Source organism: Apilactobacillus bombintestini (genome assembly GCF_003627035.1).
Taxonomy (GTDB): Bacteria; Bacillota; Bacilli; order Lactobacillales; family Lactobacillaceae; genus Apilactobacillus; species Apilactobacillus bombintestini.
On the sequence record NZ_CP032626.1, the window covers coordinates 172948 to 194186 of the forward strand.

Annotated in this window: 24 protein-coding genes, 2 pseudogenes and 2 riboswitches; of the genes and pseudogenes, 16 read left to right on the forward strand and 10 right to left on the reverse strand. The window is 34.8% G+C overall.

From position 1 onward, the window contains the following. Nucleotides 1-8: 8 nt before the first annotated feature. From D7I45_RS00735 to D7I45_RS06285, 3 genes and pseudogenes are all read left to right on the forward strand, one after another. Nucleotides 9-1076, forward strand: a complete 1068-nt coding sequence (locus tag D7I45_RS00735; RefSeq protein ID WP_120783889.1) for an ABC transporter permease — start codon at nucleotides 9-11, stop codon at nucleotides 1074-1076. Further along, entirely contained in the window at nucleotides 1077-1772 is a 696-nt protein-coding gene (locus D7I45_RS00740; protein ID WP_120783890.1) for an ABC transporter ATP-binding protein, read from the forward strand. Between the two features lie 148 nt (nucleotides 1773-1920). Beyond that, nucleotides 1921-2025, forward strand: a pseudogene (locus tag D7I45_RS06285) (hypothetical protein); the annotation flags it as partial. 46 nt (nucleotides 2026-2071) lie between these two features. Here the strand turns inward: D7I45_RS06285 and D7I45_RS00750 are convergent. Continuing rightward, nucleotides 2072-2746, reverse strand: coding sequence for an Lreu_0056 family protein (locus D7I45_RS00750; protein ID WP_162924053.1), 675 nt, complete (start codon nucleotides 2744-2746; stop codon nucleotides 2072-2074). A gap of 312 nt (nucleotides 2747-3058) precedes the next feature. Here D7I45_RS00750 and D7I45_RS06245 point away from each other — a divergent pair. Further along, nucleotides 3059-3290: pseudogene (locus tag D7I45_RS06245) on the forward strand (IS3 family transposase); the annotation flags it as partial. Between the two features lie 46 nt (nucleotides 3291-3336). Here the strand turns inward: D7I45_RS06245 and D7I45_RS00760 are convergent. From D7I45_RS00760 to D7I45_RS00775, 4 genes are all read right to left on the reverse strand, one after another. Further along, nucleotides 3337-3792 (reverse strand): hypothetical protein, encoded by a 456-nt coding sequence (locus tag D7I45_RS00760; RefSeq protein ID WP_120783893.1) that lies wholly within the window; start codon nucleotides 3790-3792, stop codon nucleotides 3337-3339. Between the two features lie 72 nt (nucleotides 3793-3864). Beyond that, nucleotides 3865-4752 (reverse strand): metal ABC transporter solute-binding protein, Zn/Mn family, encoded by an 888-nt coding sequence (locus D7I45_RS00765; RefSeq protein ID WP_120783894.1) that lies wholly within the window; start codon nucleotides 4750-4752, stop codon nucleotides 3865-3867. Nucleotides 4753-4850: 98 nt separating this feature from the next. Further along, nucleotides 4851-5132, reverse strand: coding sequence for an ArsR/SmtB family transcription factor (locus D7I45_RS00770; RefSeq protein ID WP_242446897.1), 282 nt, complete (start codon nucleotides 5130-5132; stop codon nucleotides 4851-4853). Nucleotides 5133-5195: 63 nt separating this feature from the next. Further along, nucleotides 5196-5684, reverse strand: a complete 489-nt coding sequence (locus D7I45_RS00775; protein WP_120783895.1) for a hypothetical protein — start codon at nucleotides 5682-5684, stop codon at nucleotides 5196-5198. Nucleotides 5685-5807: 123 nt separating this feature from the next. Here D7I45_RS00775 and D7I45_RS00780 point away from each other — a divergent pair, with 123 nt between their 5' ends. Both D7I45_RS00780 and D7I45_RS00785 read left to right on the forward strand, forming a co-directional pair. Beyond that, complete coding sequence (locus D7I45_RS00780; RefSeq protein ID WP_120783896.1) at nucleotides 5808-6503, forward strand: glycerophosphodiester phosphodiesterase family protein; 696 nt, start codon at nucleotides 5808-5810, stop codon at nucleotides 6501-6503. 56 nt (nucleotides 6504-6559) lie between these two features. Continuing rightward, nucleotides 6560-7249, forward strand: a complete 690-nt coding sequence (locus D7I45_RS00785) for a GPP34 family phosphoprotein (RefSeq protein WP_120783897.1) — start codon at nucleotides 6560-6562, stop codon at nucleotides 7247-7249. 32 nt (nucleotides 7250-7281) lie between these two features. On the opposite strand, the gene D7I45_RS00790 is transcribed toward D7I45_RS00785, so the two are convergent. Next, the gene (locus tag D7I45_RS00790; RefSeq protein WP_120783898.1) at nucleotides 7282-7716 is read right to left on the reverse strand and encodes an ACT domain-containing protein; all 435 of its coding nucleotides are present in this window, start codon (nucleotides 7714-7716) and stop codon (nucleotides 7282-7284) included. A 96-nt stretch (nucleotides 7717-7812) separates the two neighbouring features. Further along, nucleotides 7813-8184 carry an aggregation-promoting factor C-terminal-like domain-containing protein gene (locus D7I45_RS00795; RefSeq protein ID WP_120783899.1) on the reverse strand — a complete coding sequence of 124 codons (372 nt, stop codon included), beginning with the start codon at nucleotides 8182-8184 and terminating at the stop codon, nucleotides 7813-7815. Nucleotides 8185-8445: 261 nt separating this feature from the next. Here D7I45_RS00795 and D7I45_RS00800 point away from each other — a divergent pair, with 261 nt between their 5' ends. The 9 genes from D7I45_RS00800 to D7I45_RS00840 all read left to right on the forward strand — a co-directional run bounded on the left by D7I45_RS00800 (nucleotide 8446) and on the right by D7I45_RS00840 (nucleotide 17810). Next, on the forward strand, nucleotides 8446-9396 hold the full coding sequence (locus tag D7I45_RS00800) for a Dyp-type peroxidase (protein WP_120783900.1): 951 nt from the start codon (nucleotides 8446-8448) through the stop codon (nucleotides 9394-9396). A 476-nt stretch (nucleotides 9397-9872) separates the two neighbouring features. Beyond that, complete coding sequence (rlmH, locus tag D7I45_RS00805) at nucleotides 9873-10352, forward strand: 23S rRNA (pseudouridine(1915)-N(3))-methyltransferase RlmH (protein ID WP_120783901.1); 480 nt, start codon at nucleotides 9873-9875, stop codon at nucleotides 10350-10352. A 104-nt stretch (nucleotides 10353-10456) separates the two neighbouring features. Beyond that, on the forward strand, nucleotides 10457-10663 hold the full coding sequence (locus D7I45_RS00810; protein WP_120783902.1) for a helix-turn-helix transcriptional regulator: 207 nt from the start codon (nucleotides 10457-10459) through the stop codon (nucleotides 10661-10663). Further along, a complete protein-coding gene (locus D7I45_RS00815; RefSeq protein ID WP_120783903.1) occupies nucleotides 10656-11177 on the forward strand; it encodes a DUF3278 domain-containing protein in 522 nt (173 codons plus the stop codon). Before D7I45_RS00810 ends, D7I45_RS00815 begins: the two co-directional genes overlap by 8 nt. A gap of 54 nt (nucleotides 11178-11231) precedes the next feature. Further along, nucleotides 11232-11364: riboswitch (FMN riboswitch) on the forward strand. A gap of 143 nt (nucleotides 11365-11507) precedes the next feature. Then, nucleotides 11508-11640, forward strand: a riboswitch (FMN riboswitch). Between the two features lie 113 nt (nucleotides 11641-11753). Next, nucleotides 11754-12818 (forward strand): bifunctional diaminohydroxyphosphoribosylaminopyrimidine deaminase/5-amino-6-(5-phosphoribosylamino)uracil reductase RibD, encoded by a 1065-nt coding sequence (ribD, locus tag D7I45_RS00820; RefSeq protein ID WP_120783904.1) that lies wholly within the window; start codon nucleotides 11754-11756, stop codon nucleotides 12816-12818. Nucleotides 12819-12823: 5 nt separating this feature from the next. Then, nucleotides 12824-13426: a riboflavin synthase gene (locus D7I45_RS00825; protein WP_120783905.1), complete on the forward strand. Its 603-nt coding sequence runs from the start codon at nucleotides 12824-12826 to the stop codon at nucleotides 13424-13426. Between the two features lie 2 nt (nucleotides 13427-13428). Then, a complete protein-coding gene (ribA, locus tag D7I45_RS00830; protein ID WP_120783906.1) occupies nucleotides 13429-14631 on the forward strand; it encodes a GTP cyclohydrolase II in 1203 nt (400 codons plus the stop codon). Nucleotides 14632-14648: 17 nt separating this feature from the next. Then, entirely contained in the window at nucleotides 14649-15113 is a 465-nt protein-coding gene (ribH, locus tag D7I45_RS00835; protein WP_120783907.1) for a 6,7-dimethyl-8-ribityllumazine synthase, read from the forward strand. A gap of 174 nt (nucleotides 15114-15287) precedes the next feature. Further along, the gene (locus D7I45_RS00840; protein WP_120783908.1) at nucleotides 15288-17810 is read left to right on the forward strand and encodes a M1 family metallopeptidase; all 2523 of its coding nucleotides are present in this window, start codon (nucleotides 15288-15290) and stop codon (nucleotides 17808-17810) included. A gap of 45 nt (nucleotides 17811-17855) precedes the next feature. Here the strand turns inward: D7I45_RS00840 and D7I45_RS00845 are convergent, their stop codons facing one another. Beyond that, nucleotides 17856-18311 carry a TM2 domain-containing protein gene (locus D7I45_RS00845; RefSeq protein WP_120783909.1) on the reverse strand — a complete coding sequence of 152 codons (456 nt, stop codon included), beginning with the start codon at nucleotides 18309-18311 and terminating at the stop codon, nucleotides 17856-17858. A gap of 136 nt (nucleotides 18312-18447) precedes the next feature. Between D7I45_RS00845 and D7I45_RS00850 the strand changes: the two genes are divergently transcribed. After that, nucleotides 18448-18867: a DUF805 domain-containing protein gene (locus D7I45_RS00850; protein WP_120783910.1), complete on the forward strand. Its 420-nt coding sequence runs from the start codon at nucleotides 18448-18450 to the stop codon at nucleotides 18865-18867. Nucleotides 18868-19092: 225 nt separating this feature from the next. Here the strand turns inward: D7I45_RS00850 and D7I45_RS00855 are convergent, their stop codons facing one another. Both D7I45_RS00855 and D7I45_RS00860 read right to left on the reverse strand, forming a co-directional pair. Beyond that, nucleotides 19093-20118 carry a YdcF family protein gene (locus D7I45_RS00855; RefSeq protein ID WP_162924054.1) on the reverse strand — a complete coding sequence of 342 codons (1026 nt, stop codon included), beginning with the start codon at nucleotides 20116-20118 and terminating at the stop codon, nucleotides 19093-19095. 69 nt (nucleotides 20119-20187) lie between these two features. Then, a complete protein-coding gene (locus D7I45_RS00860; protein ID WP_120783912.1) occupies nucleotides 20188-21231 on the reverse strand; it encodes an SEC10/PgrA surface exclusion domain-containing protein in 1044 nt (347 codons plus the stop codon). Between the last annotated feature and the right edge of the window lie 8 nt (nucleotides 21232-21239).

A 21239-nucleotide genomic window follows, 5' to 3' on the forward strand; every position in this document is an offset into this window, starting at 1 on the left:
GAAGTAAAATGTTTTTATCCATTCAAGAAATGAAGAAAAATAAATTACGTTACGGCTTAGTGGCGTTAGTTATCGTAATGATTGCTTATTTAATCTTTATTTTAACGGCGCTAGCTTTTGGTTTAAGTAACGCCAGTAAACAAGCAGTGGACACCTGGCATGCGGACAAAATTGTATTAAACGCCGATGCGAACGGTTCACTAGATCAATCTAATATCGAGGGTAGTCAGGCTCATGCTTACACCAATAAATCTCGTGCTGATATCGTCCAAATGGCCGGTAACGTGCAAACTACTAAGCAACAAAATAAAGTAACTGCCCAAATTATGGGATTACAAAAGGGCCAATTTATTTATAAAGATTTACACATCCAAAAGGGACATATCTTTAAGAATGATCGCCAAGTGGTAGTAGATCAAAGCTTGTTGCAAAACAATGGTTATCACTTAGGTCAATGGATTAAATTTAGTCGTACCGGTAAAACTTACCAAATTGTCGGAACTATTAAAAACACTACGTTAAACGTGGCACCGGTAGTTTACGGTACTGTTAGCGCTATTCGTGAAGCTAAATTTGGCGATAAAAATAATAATAACGTCAGTGCCTTAGTTTATAAAAAAGCACCACATCAAAAGGTCAGTGGTACTGAAGTCTTTAATATTAATGACTTTATTCAAAATATTCCGGGTTACAGTGCCCAAAATAGTACTTTCAGTTTCATGATTGTCTTCTTACTATTAATCACGTTAGTTATTATCGCTATTTTCTTATTTGTTTTAACTATGCAAAAGATTCCATACTTTGCGGTAATGAAGATTCAAGGAATTTCTAACAGCTATCTAGCCTTTAACATCATTAGTACTGCCGTTATCTTAACGGTAGCCGGCATCGTAGTTAGTGGTATTTTAACTGCCTTAACAGCTATGTCAATGCCTGCTGCAGTACCTATGACTTTCGATATTCGTTTAATGAGTTTAGTAGTAGCGCTATTAATTTTAATGTCGGTAATTGGAGCTATCATTCCTATGCGTACCGTCTCTAAAATTGATCCAGCTATTGCGATGGGAGGTAAATAAATGGCACGTATTGAAGTAAAAAACGTTAATAAAATGTTTGGTAACAAATTCGCGCAAACTCCAGCGCTAACTGATATTAATTTCTCCGCTAATGACGGTGAAGTTATTGCTATCACAGGTCCTTCCGGTTCCGGAAAGAGTACCTTTATGAAAATTTTAGGGGGTATTTTATCCGCAACCGATGGTGAAATTAACGTTGATGGTGACAACTACCAAAACATGAAAGAATCCGTAAAAACTAAGTTTCGTCTAAATCATTTAGGCTTTATCCTACAAGCTTACAATTTATTACCTTACTTAAAAGTTAAAGATCAATTTAAGTTAGTGGATAAAATTAAAAAACACGGCAATATGGATAAAGATACTTTTGACCAATTAGTCGATAAACTACAAATCGGGGACTTAATGCAACATTATCCTGATGAATTATCAGGAGGACAACAACAACGTGTCGCTATCTTGCGTGCGTTATACACTAATCCGGATGTTATCTTAGCCGATGAACCTACTGCCGCATTGGACGGAAAAATGGCAATAGAAACTATGCAATTACTACAAGAACTAGCGCATAAACAAAATTGTATCGTTATTTTAATTACTCACGATGCTCGTTTGTTAGACTATGTAGACCGTAATTTCCAAATCGTAGATGGTAAAGGTAAATTCATCAATGTCGACGATGCAAAATTAGTATAAAAATAAAAAAGCAGCTAAAGATTATTCTTTTGAACTGAACCCCTTGAGTTGGAGAAATCTAACCTAAGGGGTTCTTTTATGTTTTCTAAAGAATTAAAATTGGCTTCCGTTAGAGATTGTTATAATGTTTTAGTCTTTACAGAAATTAGTTAAGAAATATATGTCCTATTACAATAATTATCATATAAAACAAAAAATGGGAGGAATGTCATCGGTTGAATACCGAATTAATTTCTCCCAGAAAATATCATAACTATCCTTCAATTTTAGAGGTTCAGGTCAGAGTTTTTTTATTTATATTAAGAATTACTATGTTTTGAATATTCATCTTCATTTAAGATGGATTTAGCATAATTATCAACATGGACTCTTTGGGCACTGGTTTTGTAATAAGTATTTATTAAGTAGGCTTTGCTTACAGTTTTAGAGGTAAATGGCGTTTCTGCAACAGTTTTATTACCGGCATGTGCCATGTCTTGGTATTTTATGGTGACGTCGGATCCGTCTACCTTAAACATTGTATCGGCAGTTCCATCACCGTTACGAGTAAGTCGATTATATTGGTGATTGTCCGTATCTTCCCTATTACTGCTTTTATCCATATAAAAGAAATCGTACAAAAATTCTGAATCTTTTGGGTTAGGTTTCTTCACAGATGTATAATCGCTATATTGATCTGTATTACCTTTCTTACCCGATGCATTAGCATTTAGATCATTTTTATACTCATTTGCCAATACACCCAATGTTTTGTCGTCCAGTTCTACATTACTAGTAGAGTTGGATGAATTATCATCATTTGATGAGCTTGCTCCATTTGAGATGGTAGATGAATTATTATCATTTGATGAGTTTGCTTCATTTGAGATGGTAGATGAATTTGATCCTGAGCTAACCTTCTTTGAGGTTTGCCCTGCACCGTATGGCTTATCAGAGTGGTGAGCTGCTTTACTATTTCCGCAGCCTACCAACATCATCGAAATTAATGACGCCAATCCAATTATGCATATTCTCTTTTTTAACATTTTTGATTCCTCCTCGTACACATTATACTACCGTTATAATTACATAACAGATACATATATACAAAAAAGAGATTTTGTTGCAAATCTGAACTGAATCTCTTAAGTTGGAGAAATCTAACCTAAGGGGTTCTTTTATGTTCTCTAAGAAATTAACTGCCATTAAAGATTATTATAAGGATTTAGGTTTTACAGAAGTTACTAATAAGTATGATATCAAAGATTCTGCGATCCTTTATGAATGGATTAGAAAGGTTGAACAATAAATTAATTAATGGTGAAACTAGTTACAGAATTACCATTCATTCAGATTAAGGATTTCAGTATCAAAATGGTAGATATATCAACATTTTAAAAAGCAATAAAATTTTTCAAAGCATGAGCAGAAAAGCTACTTGTCTATATATCTTATTACAATAATTATCGTATAAAACAAAAACTGGGAGGAATGTCATCGGTTGAATACCGAATCAATTTCTCCCAGAAAATAGCATAACCATCCTCAATTTTATGGATTCAAATCATTTTTAGCTGCTTTTGTTTTATTCTTGATGTTTCTTTTCTACGTGATCAGCAATGTCATTGTAGAAGCGCTTTTCTAGTTCAGAGGAGCCAGAACTCTTGAAGGCTTGCCAACTACCCACTAGATCAATGCTGAATAAATTAATTTTGTTAGGAATTAAGAATTCCTTTTCCAAAGTATCTTTTAAATCTTTAGCGATTTCTTTAGTACGGTCTAGAACTTCGAATTCTTTTTCGTTGATAAATGAAGATTCAAATTCTTTTTGGTAACGGTTTAAGAAATTACTCATAACTTCTTTTAATTCTTCATCGTATTTAGGGATGAATTTACGTTTACCATCTTCGAATTCATGGTAACCATCGTCTACTAAAAAGGAAAGTTTGAACCATTCAGTATATCCATCGCGAGAATCCTTGTAATCTAAATCTGGATCGTTAAATTCATTGAACATTTCATTAACTAGTGCAATTGCCATACCTCTAAACTCCTTAAACTATAATCTATCTACATTATATACTAATATTTACGTTTAATGACTGCAAACCATTTATTTTTGTGCATTTTGTACTTGGGTGTATTGTTCTTGCATCCAAGATAGATAAGTTAAGCTACGAGAAGGCTTAGTTTCGGTAACTTGAACAATAGGAATATTGTTTTGTTTAGCTAAATCTACGAAACTGCTGATAACCGAATTTTCTACCTGACGGTTAACTACAAAGAAGGCAATTTTGTGATTTACAATGTCATCTTGTAGTTTACGAATACTTCTAGGTGAAGGGTCGTTACCTTTTTCGATTGCGTATTCAAAGGATGGGTCAGATACTTTATATCCCATCTTTTCTAGTGAGTAATCAAAAACGGGTTCGGAAACGGCTACTGGTTTGTTAATCTTATGTTTTTTAATGTCTTTTAATTGATCATTTAATTTCATAATTTGTTTGCAGTAATTTTTGGCGTTGGCATGGAATTCTTTAGCGTGTTTAGGTTGTAATTTAGCAAAATGATCGGCTAAAGTATTAGCTAGTTTTTCCATAGTGTCGACGTTATACCAAATGTGTGGATTATCACTGGAATCCTTATTCATTAGTTTACCTACGTCGATAGGTTCAGCTTTAGAATCACTTTTAACTAATTTTTGTGCCCAGGAATCGTAACTCAAGCCGTTGTAAATCATTACGTTAGCTTTGTAGACGCTTTTGGCATCGTTACTGGTAGGGTTGAATTCGTGTGGATCCACGTTAGGGTTACTGATAATAGAAGTAACATTACCATGATTTCCCACTACGTATTTCGCTACTTCACCGTAAAAATCTACGGAAGAAGTGATGTTAATGCTTTTACTTGCATCATTAGTGGTTCCACTGGCACAGCCAGTCAACATTAATAAGCAAAAAGCAAGGGCAGCTAGTAGGCTACCGATTCTTAATTTGTGCATAATGGTACCTCCAAAAAAATATACCTAATTTAGTTATATAACAAATACATTTATATAATTAAAGTAGGTATATGTCAAGAATTATTAATTAAATCTTACTAGTCGTTAATGTGTGTTTTTAACGTATCTAATAGTTGTGAAACGTGATTATCACTTAATTGATAAATACGTTCTTGGCCGTCTTTTCGGCTAAACACTAAGTTGGCATCAGCTAATATTTTCAAATGACGAGAAATATTAGGTTGCGAAGTAGCAAAGTAGTGCATTAGATTAGAAACATTACTTTCTACATTTTCTTGTAGATAATATAAAATCTTAATTCGCAACGAATTATCTAGTGCTTTTGTAATCATATGTAATTTTTGGTCGTTAATGATCATAATTATCCTCCGCATTAGATGTTACATAAATTATAACGTTTATTGGTCTAAAAAGTACAGAACTCACTGCTTTTTTAGACGTCTGATTTTGGTACCTAATTTTTCTTTGCGGTCATCAGAGACTCTATACATTACTTGTGCATAGCCTAAGATGATAAGTAGCAAAGACAAAATGATAAAAAGTGGGATGGACAAGTGCCATCTGAAGGCATCAAATAAGGTTTTGATGGATACGATTGCATCCAACATGCAGGCAAAAGAAATATATGCCCAAGCAGTCGATTGGTTGGAAACATTATAAAAGGCACGGAACTTGGTGGTATTTTCGTTATAGTGGCTGTCTCTTAGAATCTTTCTTAGACGATTTCTTTCCAACATAATTTTTAGTGGTGGAATCATCCATAAGCCGGCCATAATGGGATGATATTTCTTAGATGAGTTTTCCATTTTATGTAGCTCATTAATTTGGTTAGACATATCTAACACGCCTTGAAATAGGCAAAATACAAACATAATATAGCTGGCTAAAAAACTAATGATTGCGTATATCATGATTTCCTCCTAATTAGACTATACCTTTATTGTACCATTTGTGAATATTGATGGTTTGCAAAATACCAAAATAGCATTATTATAAGTGAGAGAAAGAATATAAATACGAAAGGAGACTTTAGCATGAGAACTATGATTTTTGGTCATCGTGGGGTTCCTGAATTATATCCAGAAAACTCCCTACAAGGCTTTCGTTATGCTGTTCATCATGGTATTGAAGGTGTGGAATTTGATGTGCATTTGACTAAAGACAATGTACCGGTCGTAATGCATGATGAAAAAATCGATCGAACTACTGATGGTCGTGGGTACATTAAAAACTATACATACCAAGAATTGCGACAATTTTCCTTGGAAAATTATGAACCCATTCCTTCACTACAAGAAGTGTTAGACTTGCTAGAAGGCCGCGATGTATATGTTAATTTAGAATTTAAGACTAACAAAATTCATTATAAAAACATCGAAAAAATCGTGACGGATATGGTAGATCAATATGCTTTAGTTCATCCGATTTTATATTCATCATTTAATTTATCATCTATTAAATTGGCACAACCTTTAGCGCCTAACGCTGAATTCGCCTTTTTAACAGGAAAACGTATTAAAAATCCTAAGTCGTTCATGCAAGCTAATCACTTGAACGCATTACACTTGAAATTTTATCACCCAGATATCGAATCTAACGAAAGAATTTGGACTGTGAACCAATCTTTGCGACTTCATTTCATGATGAAACACCGCGTGGCCGGGATTTTCACCAATAATTTCCAACGTGCTATGGAAATTCGTGATGAACTACAAGGAAAAAATGACTAACACAAAATCGTTGATAAGTGTTAGAATACTTTTATTACACTCACGGAGGCTAGAAAATGGCACTAACGATTGCTGAATTGTATTTTTTAATTACTAGTAAATCCAAAGACAGTCGAGTTATGCTTCGTAACGTCCGTTCACGTGCTTATTTAGTGGATTGTTGCTTATTAGATTTAGCGACTGCTGGCGCAATTAAGCTAAACGATCAAAATCGTATAGAAATTACTGGTACTTTGCCACATCATCTATACTTTTTGAACTCCTTTATGGATTTAATTACTCGCAATAAAAACGAAGATGCAGATACTGTAATTGCTAAGTTGTTACAAAATGTTGAAGTGATGAAACATACCTATATGGCGCTAGGCGAGCAATTCTACGAAGGTGGTCATGTGGTAGAAAAGAAAAAGGGATTAGTGCACAAAGTTAGAACTTTTGTACCTAAGAGCCAAACCAATCAAGATATTATAAATGATATTTATGATCAAATGATGGGAACTGCCCCTATGACTACTAACGTATATTGTCTAGCTCGTATGTTGGTAGTAAGTCGTCAATTAAAATTATGTTTTAGAAGTAAGGAACGCCGTGTTATTGCGGTACGTCTAAAGAACTTACAAAAACATCCTGAATATAATGAAATTCAAGATTTAATAACTGCATTTGCAAGTCATATGAAAAAAGTAACGGTGTTGGTTGCTAAAGAACAACCCGCATCCTACATGGTGAAAAATCGCCGAGTATAAGAAAAACGCGTAGCTAATAGCTGCGCGTTTTTTTATTCCATAGCAATTAATTCGGTCTTGTTAGTACCGGAAATGCTGCGGATTTGATCTAATAATTCATCAATAGAAATAGTCATTTTACTAAGATCTAGTGAAATCACTACACTGGCGGAATTATTAATGGGAATATTTTGGTTAATAGTTAAAATATTGGCATGATATTTAGAAATAGTGGTAAGTACTTGCGATAAAATACCACTGCGGTGATTTAGTAAAAAGGAGATCACTGCTTTTTGTTGCCATGATGATTGTTCAGTTTCGTAAACATAGTCTTTATATTTATAATAACTAGCTCGACTAATGCCTACTTTTTTGGCCGCTTCACTAACGTTTTTTACGTCACCGTGATCTAGTAATTTGCGGGCTTCGATGACTTTCCCGAAGGCGTCGGGTAATAAGGAATCATCGACAATATAATACTTGCTCATAAACTCACCATCATTTCCGAAAAATTATCTTATTTTTATTTTATCACGTTCTACATACAAAAAAGACCGTTTAGTAAAAACTAAACGGTCTAATTTTTAATACCAATGATGTCTTTGCCAGAAATGCTTGGCTTTAACCCAAGTTCCGTAACGATGTTTAACATAACGGTTGGCAGTTAGTTCTTGGTTTTTCTTGGAATGGTTACCATGTAGGTAGTATTCGTTCAATTGGAATTTTCCATAACAGATACCATTACGAACGTGGTAACGGTTAGTAGATTCATGGAATGAAACCCAACGACGAGCTCTAATTTGCTTTTTAGATAATTTACGTTCTGCAACATGTTGCCAATGACCAGCAGCACTAGCGGAAACATTGTTGTTTGCGATATTTAAAGCGAATAACATTAGAAAAGAGGTTACGGCGATTACTGTGAATTTAACGATATTTTGACTAATAGTTCTCAAAAAACAAAACTCCTTTAATAAAAATTCGATTTCTAGTTAATATCTTTCAATGGTTATAACTATACGCGGTAAATGTCTCAAGAATGTTATTGGAATTTTACAATTTGTTTATCAATTATTACAAAGTTACAACAAGTTTGGGTATACCCAAAATATTTCCACATTATCGAAAAAGTTTGAATTTAGTTATTAAAAGTGGTTATAATGAAGTTGTTAAGTAATTTGTAATCATTACAAACTAGCTGGAAAGAAGGAATTAAAATGCCATTTGATCCTACTGATGCACAAGATGTATATAAAGATGCAGGAAAAAATGTTTTATTTACTACTTTAAAAGTTAACCGTACTAATGCTAAAGATGATTGTGCTAAAGTTCAAGAATTAGTTTCTCGCGAACAAGCAATTTTACGTTCTATGAATATTCGCTATCCGGAAGAACACTTGAAAGTAGCTTTAGGATTTTCTAATTCCATTTGGGACTATCTTTTTGCAGATGCTAAAAAGCCTCAAGAATTAGAAGACTTTAAACCAGTTAAGGGACCTAAATATACAGCTCCCGCTACTCCAGCAGACTTATTTATCCACATTCGTGCCGATTCTGAAGCCGTGGTATATGAAGTTGCTAGTCTAATTAGAGAATACTATCGTGACTTTACTAAGGTAGAAGATGAAACTAAAGGTTTCAGATACTTTGAAGGCCGTTCTATTATCGGTTTCGTAGATGGTACTGAAAACCCAGAAGTACAAAAGGCTTCTCATTATGCCATTATCGGGGATGAAGATCCTGATTACGAAAATGGTTCATATGCTTTCGCACAAAAATACATCCATGATATGGATGCTTGGAATGCATTAAAGACTGAAGACCAAGAAAAAGCCATCGGTAGAAAGAAGTTCAATGACTTAGAACTAGAAGATGACTACAAATTAAAGAATTCCCACAATGTTGCTTCACAAGATAACGATGACGGAATTGAACACAAGATTGTACGTATGAACGTACCATTCTCTGATCCTAGTTCTGGTAAAACTGGTACTTACTTTATCGGTTACGCAAGACACTGGACAGTCACTAAACGTATGTTAGAAAACATGTTTGGTCAATCAGACCGTCTACTAGACTTCTCTGATCCAGTAACTGGTAATATGTTCTTTATTCCTTCAGTAACCACATTGAATCAAATTGTGGATGATGAACTACCAGCTAAATAATTATATAGAAGAAATTTAATCTAAAAGGTGCTACATTTAATGCAGCACCTTTTTTATATAAAGATTTACGAACGTTTACCATGTTTTGTATAATAATATTTGTGAAATTTTTTCAGTGTTTATTTCACAAACAAAAAAACATACATTCGGTGGAAAACTCAAGATCAATATAAGATAAAAATTGTCCACAATTTGTTGATAACTCAAGCATGAAACACAATTTTGGAGTTTTCCACTGTTTGTGGATAACTCTGTGGATAACCTTGTGGAAAAGAAAGTTACACATTATTTGCACCATGTTAGAATGCTGATATATCAACATTTATATACTGTTACACGCTTAAAAATGTACATGATCTGGTTGTGGACAACTCTCGAAAAAACTTGACAATTAGCCACCAATATTAGTAGTAGTTATTAACATGTGGATACACAAAATATTGGGGTATAAAAATTAAAAAAGGAGATTTCACAAAATGAATATTAACTTAGTAGTGGTTGGAAAACTAAAAGAAAAGTATTTTAAGGCCGGAATAGCCGAATATAGCAAGCGTTTATCCCGTTTTTGTAAATTTCGGATTATCGAAGTTCCTGATGAGAAAGCTCCTGAATCTTTAAGTCAAGCGCAAATGGATGAAGTTATGGATAAAGAAGGAACTCGTATTTTAAATAAGATTTCCGATAAAGAATATGTATATGCTTTGGCAATTTTGGGAAAAGAACGTTCCTCAGAAGAATTCGCTAAAGAATTAGATAAATTAACTACCTATGGTCATTCTGATATTACTTTTGTAATTGGTGGATCATTAGGATTAGCTCCTAAAGTTTTAAAACGTGCTGATACACAAATTTCATTTGGCCGTTTTACTTTGCCACATCAATTAATGCGTTTAGTATTAACCGAACAAATTTATCGTGCCTTTATGATTAATGAAGGTAGCCCATATCATAAATAAACTAAAACCCTGCGAAATATTCGCAGGGTTTTTATTTTACATAGATACACCATTAATGTAATATATAATTTACATATGTCATATATATATTACTTAAAAGAGGCATGAACATGAAAAATTATGTAAGAGAAATGCGCAATAGAGAGGGTATGCAGCAAAAAGAATTGGCGAAAGTAGTGGGCGTATCCCGTCAGACTTTAAGCTTGATTGAAAAAGGTGATTACAATCCTTCTTTACGATTATGTATAAATATTGCGCAAGCTTTAAATACAGATTTAAATACTTTATTTTGGAGGCACGATAATGAATAACACACGTGAGTCTTGGTTCACAAAAATTATTAAATTCTTTTATGGAGTTAGAGGACCCTTGGATGAGTACAAACAACAGATAATTAATCGCTTGGGAAATCAATGCTACATAATTTTATCTAGTTATTTATATATTATTACTTTCCTTGCTTTTCTATTATTTAAAGTAGTAGACGCAAGAACTCTTTTGTATTACATTATCATAGGTAATTTCGCTATATTATTAATATTAAGTTCTTACACTGGAAAAACAGTAAGAAAACATCATTTAGACGCCATTGAAGTATATGATAATGATCATTTAAAAGCTGTTAAACGAGGTTGTCTTCATCGTGCAATAATTAGTGCTATCGCTTATTTCTTATTTTTAGATATATTTATTAATGGATATAACATGCTTCATGATGGATTAGATGGACTAGGCTTAATAATAACCACATCTATCTATATTGGTGGTGCTATAGTGTTGGGTATTACAAAATATCATTTTGATCTTAAGAGAATTAAAAAATAAAATTGACTTTTAAAAATGAATGGCTTAATATTTGCCTTGTAATTGAATATTAATAAGTTTCTTCGGGGCAGGGTGCAATTCCCGACCGACGGTGAGTGTTATAATACAAGTCCGTGACCCGCTTAACGGCGGTGGATGCAGTTAAAATCTGCAACCGACAGTACAGTCTGGATGGGAGAAGAAATTAAATGGCAACCCGTACTTTGTAGGCAAAGTGCACTTTTTAAGTTGCTTTTTAAACCAGAATTGGACTACTAGCCCCTAGATACTAATGTATTTAGAGGCTTTTTTTATTATCTTTATTAATTATTCAATTACTGACAATTAAATATCGTTCTTCGGGGCAGGGTGCAATTCCCGACCGACGGTGAGTGTTGTAACACAAGTCCGTGACCCGCTTAACGGCGGTGGATGCAGTTAAAATCTGCAACCGACAGTATAGTCTGGATGGGAGAAGAATACTTAAACGTAGCTACCAGTGTATCTAAAATACTAGTGTAGCTAGGTTGTTTTAGACGTGAATTTTTAATCCCCGAATACTAAGGTGTTCGGGGATTTTTTAGTAGGTGAGAAGATATGTTTTCAGATAAATATTGGATGAATATAGCGATAAAAAAAGCGCAATTAGGAGGTGAAACTTATAAAAATCCTCGTGTAGGAGCAGTAATAGTCAAAAATAATCATTTATTGAGTATAGGGTATCATCACTATTTTGGCGGTGATCATGCGGAGGTAAATGCCTATCGTAATGTGGCAAATAAAGATGATTTAAAAGGTGCTACTTTATTTGTAACTTTGGAACCTTGTTCTCATTTTGGCAAAACTCCACCTTGTTCGCATCAAATTGTGCAATGGGGCATTAAAAAAGTAATCGTGGGCCAAATGGATCCTCATTCATTAGTGGCAGGTAAAGGAATTAACTATTTATTAAATCACGGAGTCGAAGTGATTACAGGAGTTAATGAAGCTACATGTAAAAACATTAACGTTTCCTACAACTATTTTTACACACATCAACGTCCCTTTATTACTTTAAAAATGTCACAAACCCTAGATGGCAAAATAGCTTTAAACACCACCACACGAGATTATTTAACTAATGATAAAGCTAATGAAGATGTACAAAACCTTCGAGCAAAATATCAAGCTATCGTGGTGGGCGCCCATACTGCAGTTCAAGATAATCCCCGCTTAACGGTTCGTAATCAACACTTATCCCATCCAGCCGTACGCGTGATAATTGCCGGCAATACCGACATTAGTGCAGCTAAGCATTTGCTAGAAGATAATGCAGCTCCCACATATATTTTCACGCAAAGTTTAACCGTAAAGAATATGCAGGTGGCTAGTCATTGTCGTGTTTTTTATAAAGACTCATGGAACCTAGCCGAAATTATGAAAGTTTTATATCAACAAAATATCCAGTCGGTTTTAGTAGAAGGTGGCAGTAAATTACATGATGCCTTCAGGGATGCTAATTTATTCGATCAAGTGATTCAATATATAGTTCCACAAATTGCAGGAGGCGATTCGCTACCAGCTTTTAATAGCTTACGACATGTAGAAAAAATGACGCACATGAATGTTAAATCCGTAGATACAGTCGGCAATGCTATACGAATAATAACTCAAAGGAAGTGATTGCAATGTTTTCTGGCATCGTGCAAGGTACCGCTAAATTAGTGGATGCGCAAGTAACCCCTCATAATTTTCAAATTCAGTTAAAAGCTGATAACCCCCTTTTTAGGAATGTAAATATCGGTCAAAGTGTAGCAGTAAACGGTGTATGCTTAACCGCTATCCAGGTGGATGATTACACCTTTAGCGCACAAGTAATGACCACGACTATGAATATCTCTAATATCAATCCTAAATATTTAACTAAAGACACTACGGTAAATATCGAAACGGCACTTAAACTGGGGGATTCGTTAGATGGTCATATCGTACAAGGCCATGTGAATGGGATGGGACAAATAGTCACCATCCATGATCGAATTAATTCCAAGTTATTTGAGATTAAAACTGATCATCAACTATTAGAAGAGATGATTCCCAAAGGCTCGATAACTGTAAATGGTGTGAGTTTAACCATCGTAGATATTTTTTCAGATAGCCTTTCGGTTAGTCTTACTAATCACTCGGAACAAGTAACTAATTTTAAAGATTATCAAGTAGGCGACATCGTCAATATCGAAACGGATTTTATTGGTCGCCAAGTGAATGCATATTTAAAAAATAAGGAGTAATTATGGATACCATCAATAAAATTAAAAAAGCGGTGAAACAACTAAAAGCTGGCAACGTCATCGTAGTGGCGGATGCCCCTAACCGCGAAGCTGAATGTGATTTAGTAGGTTCCGCGCAACTAGCTTCTCCCGCAATAATTAATACCGTCATAAAGGAAGCTAGAGGAGTCTTATGTGCTCCTTTAACGAAAAGTAGAGCTGAACAATTACATTTAAATTTAATGGTTAAAAATAATACGGAAAAATTTAATACCAAATTTTTAGTTAGTCTAGATTCGAAAAAAGTTTCTACGGGAGTATCACCACTAGATCGTGCACAGACTTTAAATGATTTAGCGGACGGTAAAAATAGTTCTGCGGATTTTGAAAATCCTGGTCATATTTTTCCACTAATGGCTGAAGGCGACGGAGTATTAGCCAGAACTGGTCATACGGAAGCTTCTGTAGACATGATGAAAATCGCTGGGTTATCACCAGTAGCTTTTATTTGTGAAGCTATTCAAGATAATGGTGAAATGTATCGCTATGGTGATGCTAAACAATTAGCCGAAAAATTAGACACGGTCTTAATAACGGTAGCCGATATTAGAAAATATCGTTACTTAGTTAATGATGGTGCTATTGCTAAATTAGATACGGTAGATTTACCTACGTCGTATGGAGATTTTACTCTCACCGATTATCAAAGTACTGAAGATGGCCAACTACAATTAGTGCTTAAATCCAAGAAGCCATCCGATTCTAAAACACCTTTAGTCCGACTTCATTCGGAATGCTTTACTGGGGATGTATTGGGTTCTAAACGTTGTGATTGTGGTGAACAATTAACACATTCGTTACAACTCATTAGCGAACACGGCGGTTACTTGATTTATTTACGTCAAGAAGGCCGTGGTATCGGATTAAAGGACAAGTTAAAGACGTATAAATTACAACAAAACGGCGTCGATACATATGATGCCAACGTGATGTTAGATCATGCTCCCGATGAGCGTGAATACCTAATTGCAGCAGCTATTTTAAAAGATATGGGAATTAATAATATTCAATTATTAACTAATAATCCTGATAAAATTGCTCAACTACAAAATTTAGGAATTACTATATCTAAACGGGTACCGTTAGAAATACCTAAAAACGGGGTGGATGACGATTATTTAACCACCAAGAAAAATAAATTTAATCATTTATTAAAACAAATATAAAAATGGAGATGTATCAAATGGAATATGAAGGTAAATTAATCGCAAGTAACGATGCAAAAGTAGCAATCGTAGTAAGTAAATTCAATAAATCCGTGACTGATAAATTAAGAGCGGGAGCTAAAAGTATTTTTCTAAGATATGGTATTGCCGAAAACAATATTGATACCGTTTGGGTACCGGGAGCTTTTGAAATCCCAGCTATTGCCAAATTACTACTAAGTTCTAATAAATATGATGGAGTTTGCGCATTAGGATCAGTTATTAAAGGCCAAACTAGTCATTATGATTATGTATGTAGTGGCGTTACTTCCGGAATTAATCAAATTGCGCTGGAATTTTCTACTCCTATTACTTTCGGAGTATTAACTACGGATACTTTAGAACAAGCCCAACAACGTGCCGGTGGAAAAGGCGGTAACAAAGGGGAAGAATGTGCTACCGATATCATTGAATTAATAGATTTACGCAAACAATTAAGTTAGTGAAATAATAAGACCTCTACGATAATTCATAGAGGTTTTTTACTTATATAATCCATCTAAATCATTATCAAAGTACTATCAAATATACTACAATTAAAGTAGTGGTATTTTATGTAAATATAGCGTACAATTAAAAATTAATGAGAAAACAATGATAGAAACAGGAGGGTCAATATGGCTGATTTAGTAAGATTATATAATCGATTCCAACCTGACCACTACAACATTTATTTAGATGTTAGTCGTAAAGATAAAAAATTCGGTGGAACTACCACCATTTATGGTAATGCTAGTGACACTAAGATTGGTATTCACGAAAAGGACTTACAAGTAAGTTCCGTTAAAGTAGATGATCAAGAAGTATCCTTTGACGTAGATAACGATAACCAAGTTATTAACGTAGAATTACCTCATACCGGAGAGGTTGCTGTAACTATTGATTACACCGCTACTCTAACCGATTCTATGATGGGAATTTATCCATCTTATTACAAGGTTAACGGTGAAACTAAACAATTAGTAGGAACTCAATTTGAAACTAACTTTGCTCGTCAAGCATTCCCATGTGTGGATGAACCCGAAGCTAAAGCTAAGTTCAAATTAGCTCTTAAGTTTGATGAACAACCGGGCGAAATTGCTATCGCCAACATGCCAGAAACTAAGGTAGAAAACGGGGTTCACTACTTTGACGAAACCGTTCGTATGTCTACTTACTTAGTAGCCTTTGCCTTTGGTGATATGCAAAGTAAAATGACTGAAACTAAGAGTGGGGTAAAAGTAGGAGTATTTGCTACTAAAGCCCACGCTGCTAAAGAATTAGACTTTGCGTTAGATATCGCAAAACGTTCTATTGAATTCTACGAAGACTTCTACCAAACTCCATATCCATTACCACATTCATGGCAATTAGCATTACCTGACTTCTCAGCTGGTGCGATGGAAAACTGGGGACTAGTAACTTACCGTGAAGCATACTTGTTACTAGATCCTGACAACACTTCCTTTACTGTAAAGCAACGTGTTGCTACTGTTATTGCCCATGAATTAGCTCACCAATGGTTTGGTGACTTAGTAACTATGCGTTGGTGGGATGACTTATGGTTAAACGAAAGTTTTGCCAACATGATGGAATATGTAGCCGTAGATGCACTAGAACCAACTTGGAACATTTGGGAAACTTTCCAAACTACCGAAGCTCCTATGGCATTGAAACGTGACGCCGTAGATGGCGTTCAATCCGTTCACGTACAAGTAAATAATCCTGCAGAAATCGATGCATTATTCGATGCTGCGATTGTTTATGCTAAGGGTGCTCGTATGCTAGTTATGGTACGTGCTTTAATTGGTGACGATGCGCTACGTGCTGGTTTGAAGAACTACTTTGCTGCTCATAAATACAATAATGCGGCAGGTAATGACTTATGGGACGCCTTAGGTAAAGCTTCTGGCATGGACTTACAAAGCATTATGAAGTCCTGGCTAGAACAACCTGGTTACCCAGTAGTTTCTGCCTATGTAGAAGATAATCATTTGAAGTTATCACAAAAACAATTCTTCGTAGGGGATGGCAAAGACCAAGGTCGTCGTTGGCAAATTCCATTGGCAAGCAATTACGATAAAGCACCTGAAATCTTCAAAGATGAAACTTTAGATTTAGGTGACTACGATGAATTACGTAAAGCCAATGGCAAGCCATTCCGTGTAAACGTGGGTAACAATTCTCACTTCGTCGTTAAATACGATGATCAATTATTAAATGATATTTTAGATAATGCCGATGACTTATCAGCTATTGATAAAATGCAAGTACTACAAGACCTACGTTTATTAGCTGAAGCACAACAAATTTCTTATGCTTCCGTAGTACCAGTATTAAAGAAGTTTGCCGACAGTCATTCTAACGTGGTAAACGATGCATTATACAGCTTAGCCTTTAACTTAACTAAATTTGTGGCTCCTAAGTCGGATGAAGAAGCTAACTTAAAACGTTTCATCCGTGATTTAAGTGCTGCACAATTAGACCGTCTAGATTTATCTGGTTATGATGATGAACCTAACGAAGATAAATTAACTCGTCCATACATTCTAAAGGCTGCTCTATACGGTGAAAACCCAGACTTTATCGAAGCTGCGCATGCATTATTCCAAGACCATGCTAAAGACTTAGTTTCCTTACCAGCGGACACTCGTGTGTTCATCTTAGCTAATGAAACTAACAATTACGCTAGCCAAGAATTATTAGATAACTTACTAACTCAATACGAAGAATCCACTGACCCCAGTTACAAAGCTGATTTAGCACAAGCATTACCTGCATTAAAAGATGCTAAGTTGCTAGGTCAATTAGTGGCTAATTTCGAAGATAGTAGTGTTATCAAACCTCAAGACTTACGTGCTTGGTTCGCTGGTGTGTTAAACAATAACGAAGGCCAACAATTCGCTTGGGATTGGTTAAGAAACGAATGGCAATGGCTAGAAGATACTGTTGGTGGAGACATGGAATTTACTACTTACATTACAGTAGTTTCCAACACTTTCCATACTCCTAACCGCTTAGCCGAATTCAAAGAATTCTTTGATCCTAAGTTAGACACTCCAGGTTTAACTAGAGAAATTAAGATGGATACTCATGCTATCGAAAGTCGTGTTCAATTAGTAGAAGCACAAAAAGATGCCGTAAACGAAGCGTTGAAATAAAAATAAAAGCACCTGCTAAACAGCAGGTGCTTTTTTGATAGTTATTTATTTTTGTGGATGACTAAAATCAGTAATATCATCGCTATCCACGTCTACACTATTATTCTTACCGTGGTTAATAGAATCTACGGTTTGGTTAGTAATAAATAAAATAGAATCATGTAGTGCATCTAAGCGATTTTGCTTTAAGAATTGGTTAATGTGGAAAGCATCGACAATCCACCAAACCCAAGTAATTAACAAGATTAAAAAGCCTACTAATAAGATAGCAGTAAGGTAACCAATAATAGTTAAAACTAACATTAAAATGGCATTGTTACGCTTTAGGTAGAAACGGTGGGCACCCCACATACCTAAGAATAACCATAAAAGCCAAGTAACTACGGTGTCAGCTTTTTCACCATTGGCACGTTGCTTTACTAATTCTTGTTCATTTTTACTTAGTTTACCAAAAGCTTCTAATGTTTCTTTTTCGTATTGATCTACATTCAAATTTTGCATAATATACAATCTCCTACAACATTCTCCCTAAATTATAGCACGCAATATAAACATGTATAAATTATATAGATTGATTTTTATAACTCACTTAGTTTACTATATATATAGTTGATAAACACAAAAAGGAGAGATAATTATGTTTAAAGCATTTCGCTTATTCTGGAAAAACTACTTTAACTTTAAAGGAACTAGTAAACGTTACGAATTTTGGTGGATGGCATTAATTAATGCTGTAGTTACTTTAATTCTAATTGCCGCATTTGGTGGTCTTGGTGCAGTTATGGGAGCTAAAGGTTTCTCAACTGGTGCTATTGTTGGTGTTGCTCTTGCAGTTATCTACAACATTGCAACTATTATTCCAAACATTTCCATTTACTTCCGTCGTTACCGTGATGCCGGTGTAACTCCATGGTGGTTACTAGCTACTATTGTATTGCCTGCTATCCTAAAAGCAACTGACTTTTACGATAAGGCTGCATGGTTAAGAACTATCGTATTTATTATCGGAGTTATTAACTTCATCATCTTGGTTATGCCAAGCAAAAACAAAGACTAGTAAAAATTAAAGAAGTGGGATGACCACTTCTTTTTTATTTGCAATGAGACTAAATATTCATTGTGTAACTTATAAATGAAAAAATTTTAAAGAAGGATTTATTTGAATAATCAACGTTTAAATACTATTGCGATGATAGTAATTGGTATTTTGTTACTAATTCTAGTAGTCACTTATATAACACAATAAAAAAAGCAGCGGAGATTCCGCTGCTCTTTTTGTATATTAAAATCTAGCTAAAATGGCGATGGCAATGATGATAACCAAAACTAGGAAGTTAGCTAATTTGTGATTTAACACAATGGCGATAAATTCACGAATTAAGGCGTTAGGTAAGAAGAATCCACTAGTTTTAGAACCGATACCATCAATCTTCATACCAGCGTTTCTAGCGTACGCATTAGCACGATAAATGTGATAGTTGTTGGAAACATAAATTCCGTTATCCGGATTTAATTGATATTTATCGACGATTTTTCTAGAAAAACTAAAGTTTTGAATAGTGTTTTTAGATTGATCTTCAGCAACTACGTCTTTTTCAGCCACATGTTTAGATAATACATATTGGCGCATAGCTACACCTTCGGGCACGGTTTCGTCGCCACCTTGTCCACCAGAACAAATAATTAGGGGAGCTACATTACCGCTATGAATTTGTTGTTTATAAAAATCAATAGCACGATCAATTCTAGAAGCTAATAGTGGTGAAACGCGGTCACCATCTAATAAGCCGGCACCTAAGACGATAATGAAATCCTTATTGCGCTTAGGACGATAGTAGTTACAAATCATTACGGATAAGGAGAAAATCACGAATAAACTCAAAATATAGAAAATACCCATTTCACTGATATGTTCTAAAATTCCGTTATAAGGTTTAGGAATTAGTTTTTTAAATAATAAATAGTTAAATAATGGGTATAACACCATGATAATTCCGATGATTAACGTTAATAAATTGGCTAAATTGTGGCTTTCACGACGCCATACAATAATTCCATTCCAGATTAGTAAAACGGCGTGTAGGGCATAAATTAATGTAACCACCACGGCTAGAAATACAAACACGATTAAGAATAATAGATGTAAGATTTTGCTATCCGTAATTAACGAGAAAAACATTAAATTACCGGCAATGGCAAAGATAGTTAAGAGACCTAAAAGACCGTTTAAAAAGCTAGCCTTTCTAAGATAAAAACTGTAAGCAAACACCGCAATTAAAATAAGTAAAATTAAGGGTAAAAAGTACATATTATCCACCTTTTCATATAAAAAAGCCCACATTAAGTGTGAGCTTTTATGTTTATCTATTATTTTACACTAAATTAAGTCACCTGTGACAAATTTAGGATTTACTTTTGCATTGTGAGGCACCATGAAGAAGTGAATGCCACCGAATTTATCAAAACTAACTCCAAAGTAGTTAGGTTGATATTGTTTATGAATGTCTAGATTCATTAATGCAGTAGCGTGACCCCAGTAAGAAGGACCGTCTTCAAATAATTGAAGAGCCATAGAGTTGTAGATGGCGTGTTTTAAGGCCGCCATAGAAACTACTCGTTTCTTTAACTTAGGATCAGTTAATGCAAATGATGGGTTATCACTGTAGTTTTCTTCGGCTACATCAGAAATATTGAACTGCTTAGCCACTACTTTTCTAGCATTAGGGTTATGTCCTGTCTTGTGGTGGGTGTTGTTCCAGTTATCTTTACTGTAAACATCCGCATAGGCTTGGGCAGCTTCAATAGAGTTCTTAGAAGCTTTGTATTGAATACCGCCAGTTTGCGTAATTACGGAATTAATCAGGTCCAATCCGAACTTAGTTAATTCTTTACGATCGGCATAACTCATGTGATTTAAATCGACATTGCGAGATAAATCGAGCTTGCTAGGAGTAAAGGAGTTCATAGCTAGACCGTTTAGACCAATTTTTCCTAATTGTACTTGTAACTTGTAATTACCAATAGCTTTTTCACTGGCAGCAGTTTTCAAGCGTTTAATAGTGTATTCCTTAGGAACGCGAATCACGTTTTTTGGATTATCACTAGGTTGGTAATTAATCTTAGTTACGAAGTTAGCATCCGAACCCGGGTCGGTAATTTGATTACCTTTGACCTTCATGGCTTCGGTAGGAATAAAGTTGTTTAAGTCATCTTTGCTAAGTTGACTAATAGATTTAGTGGTAGCTACTATCGCATCATCAGTAGTTTGTTGCTTGAATTTTAATAAAGCATCTTTGCTGACTTTTACGGTAGTAGGTTTAGAAGTAGTTTTCTTATTAGATTGATGATCGAACACCGCTAAACCAATACCAAATACTGCAACCGCTGCAGCAATCGAGATTAAAGTAACCGATTTTTTCATGGATTAAA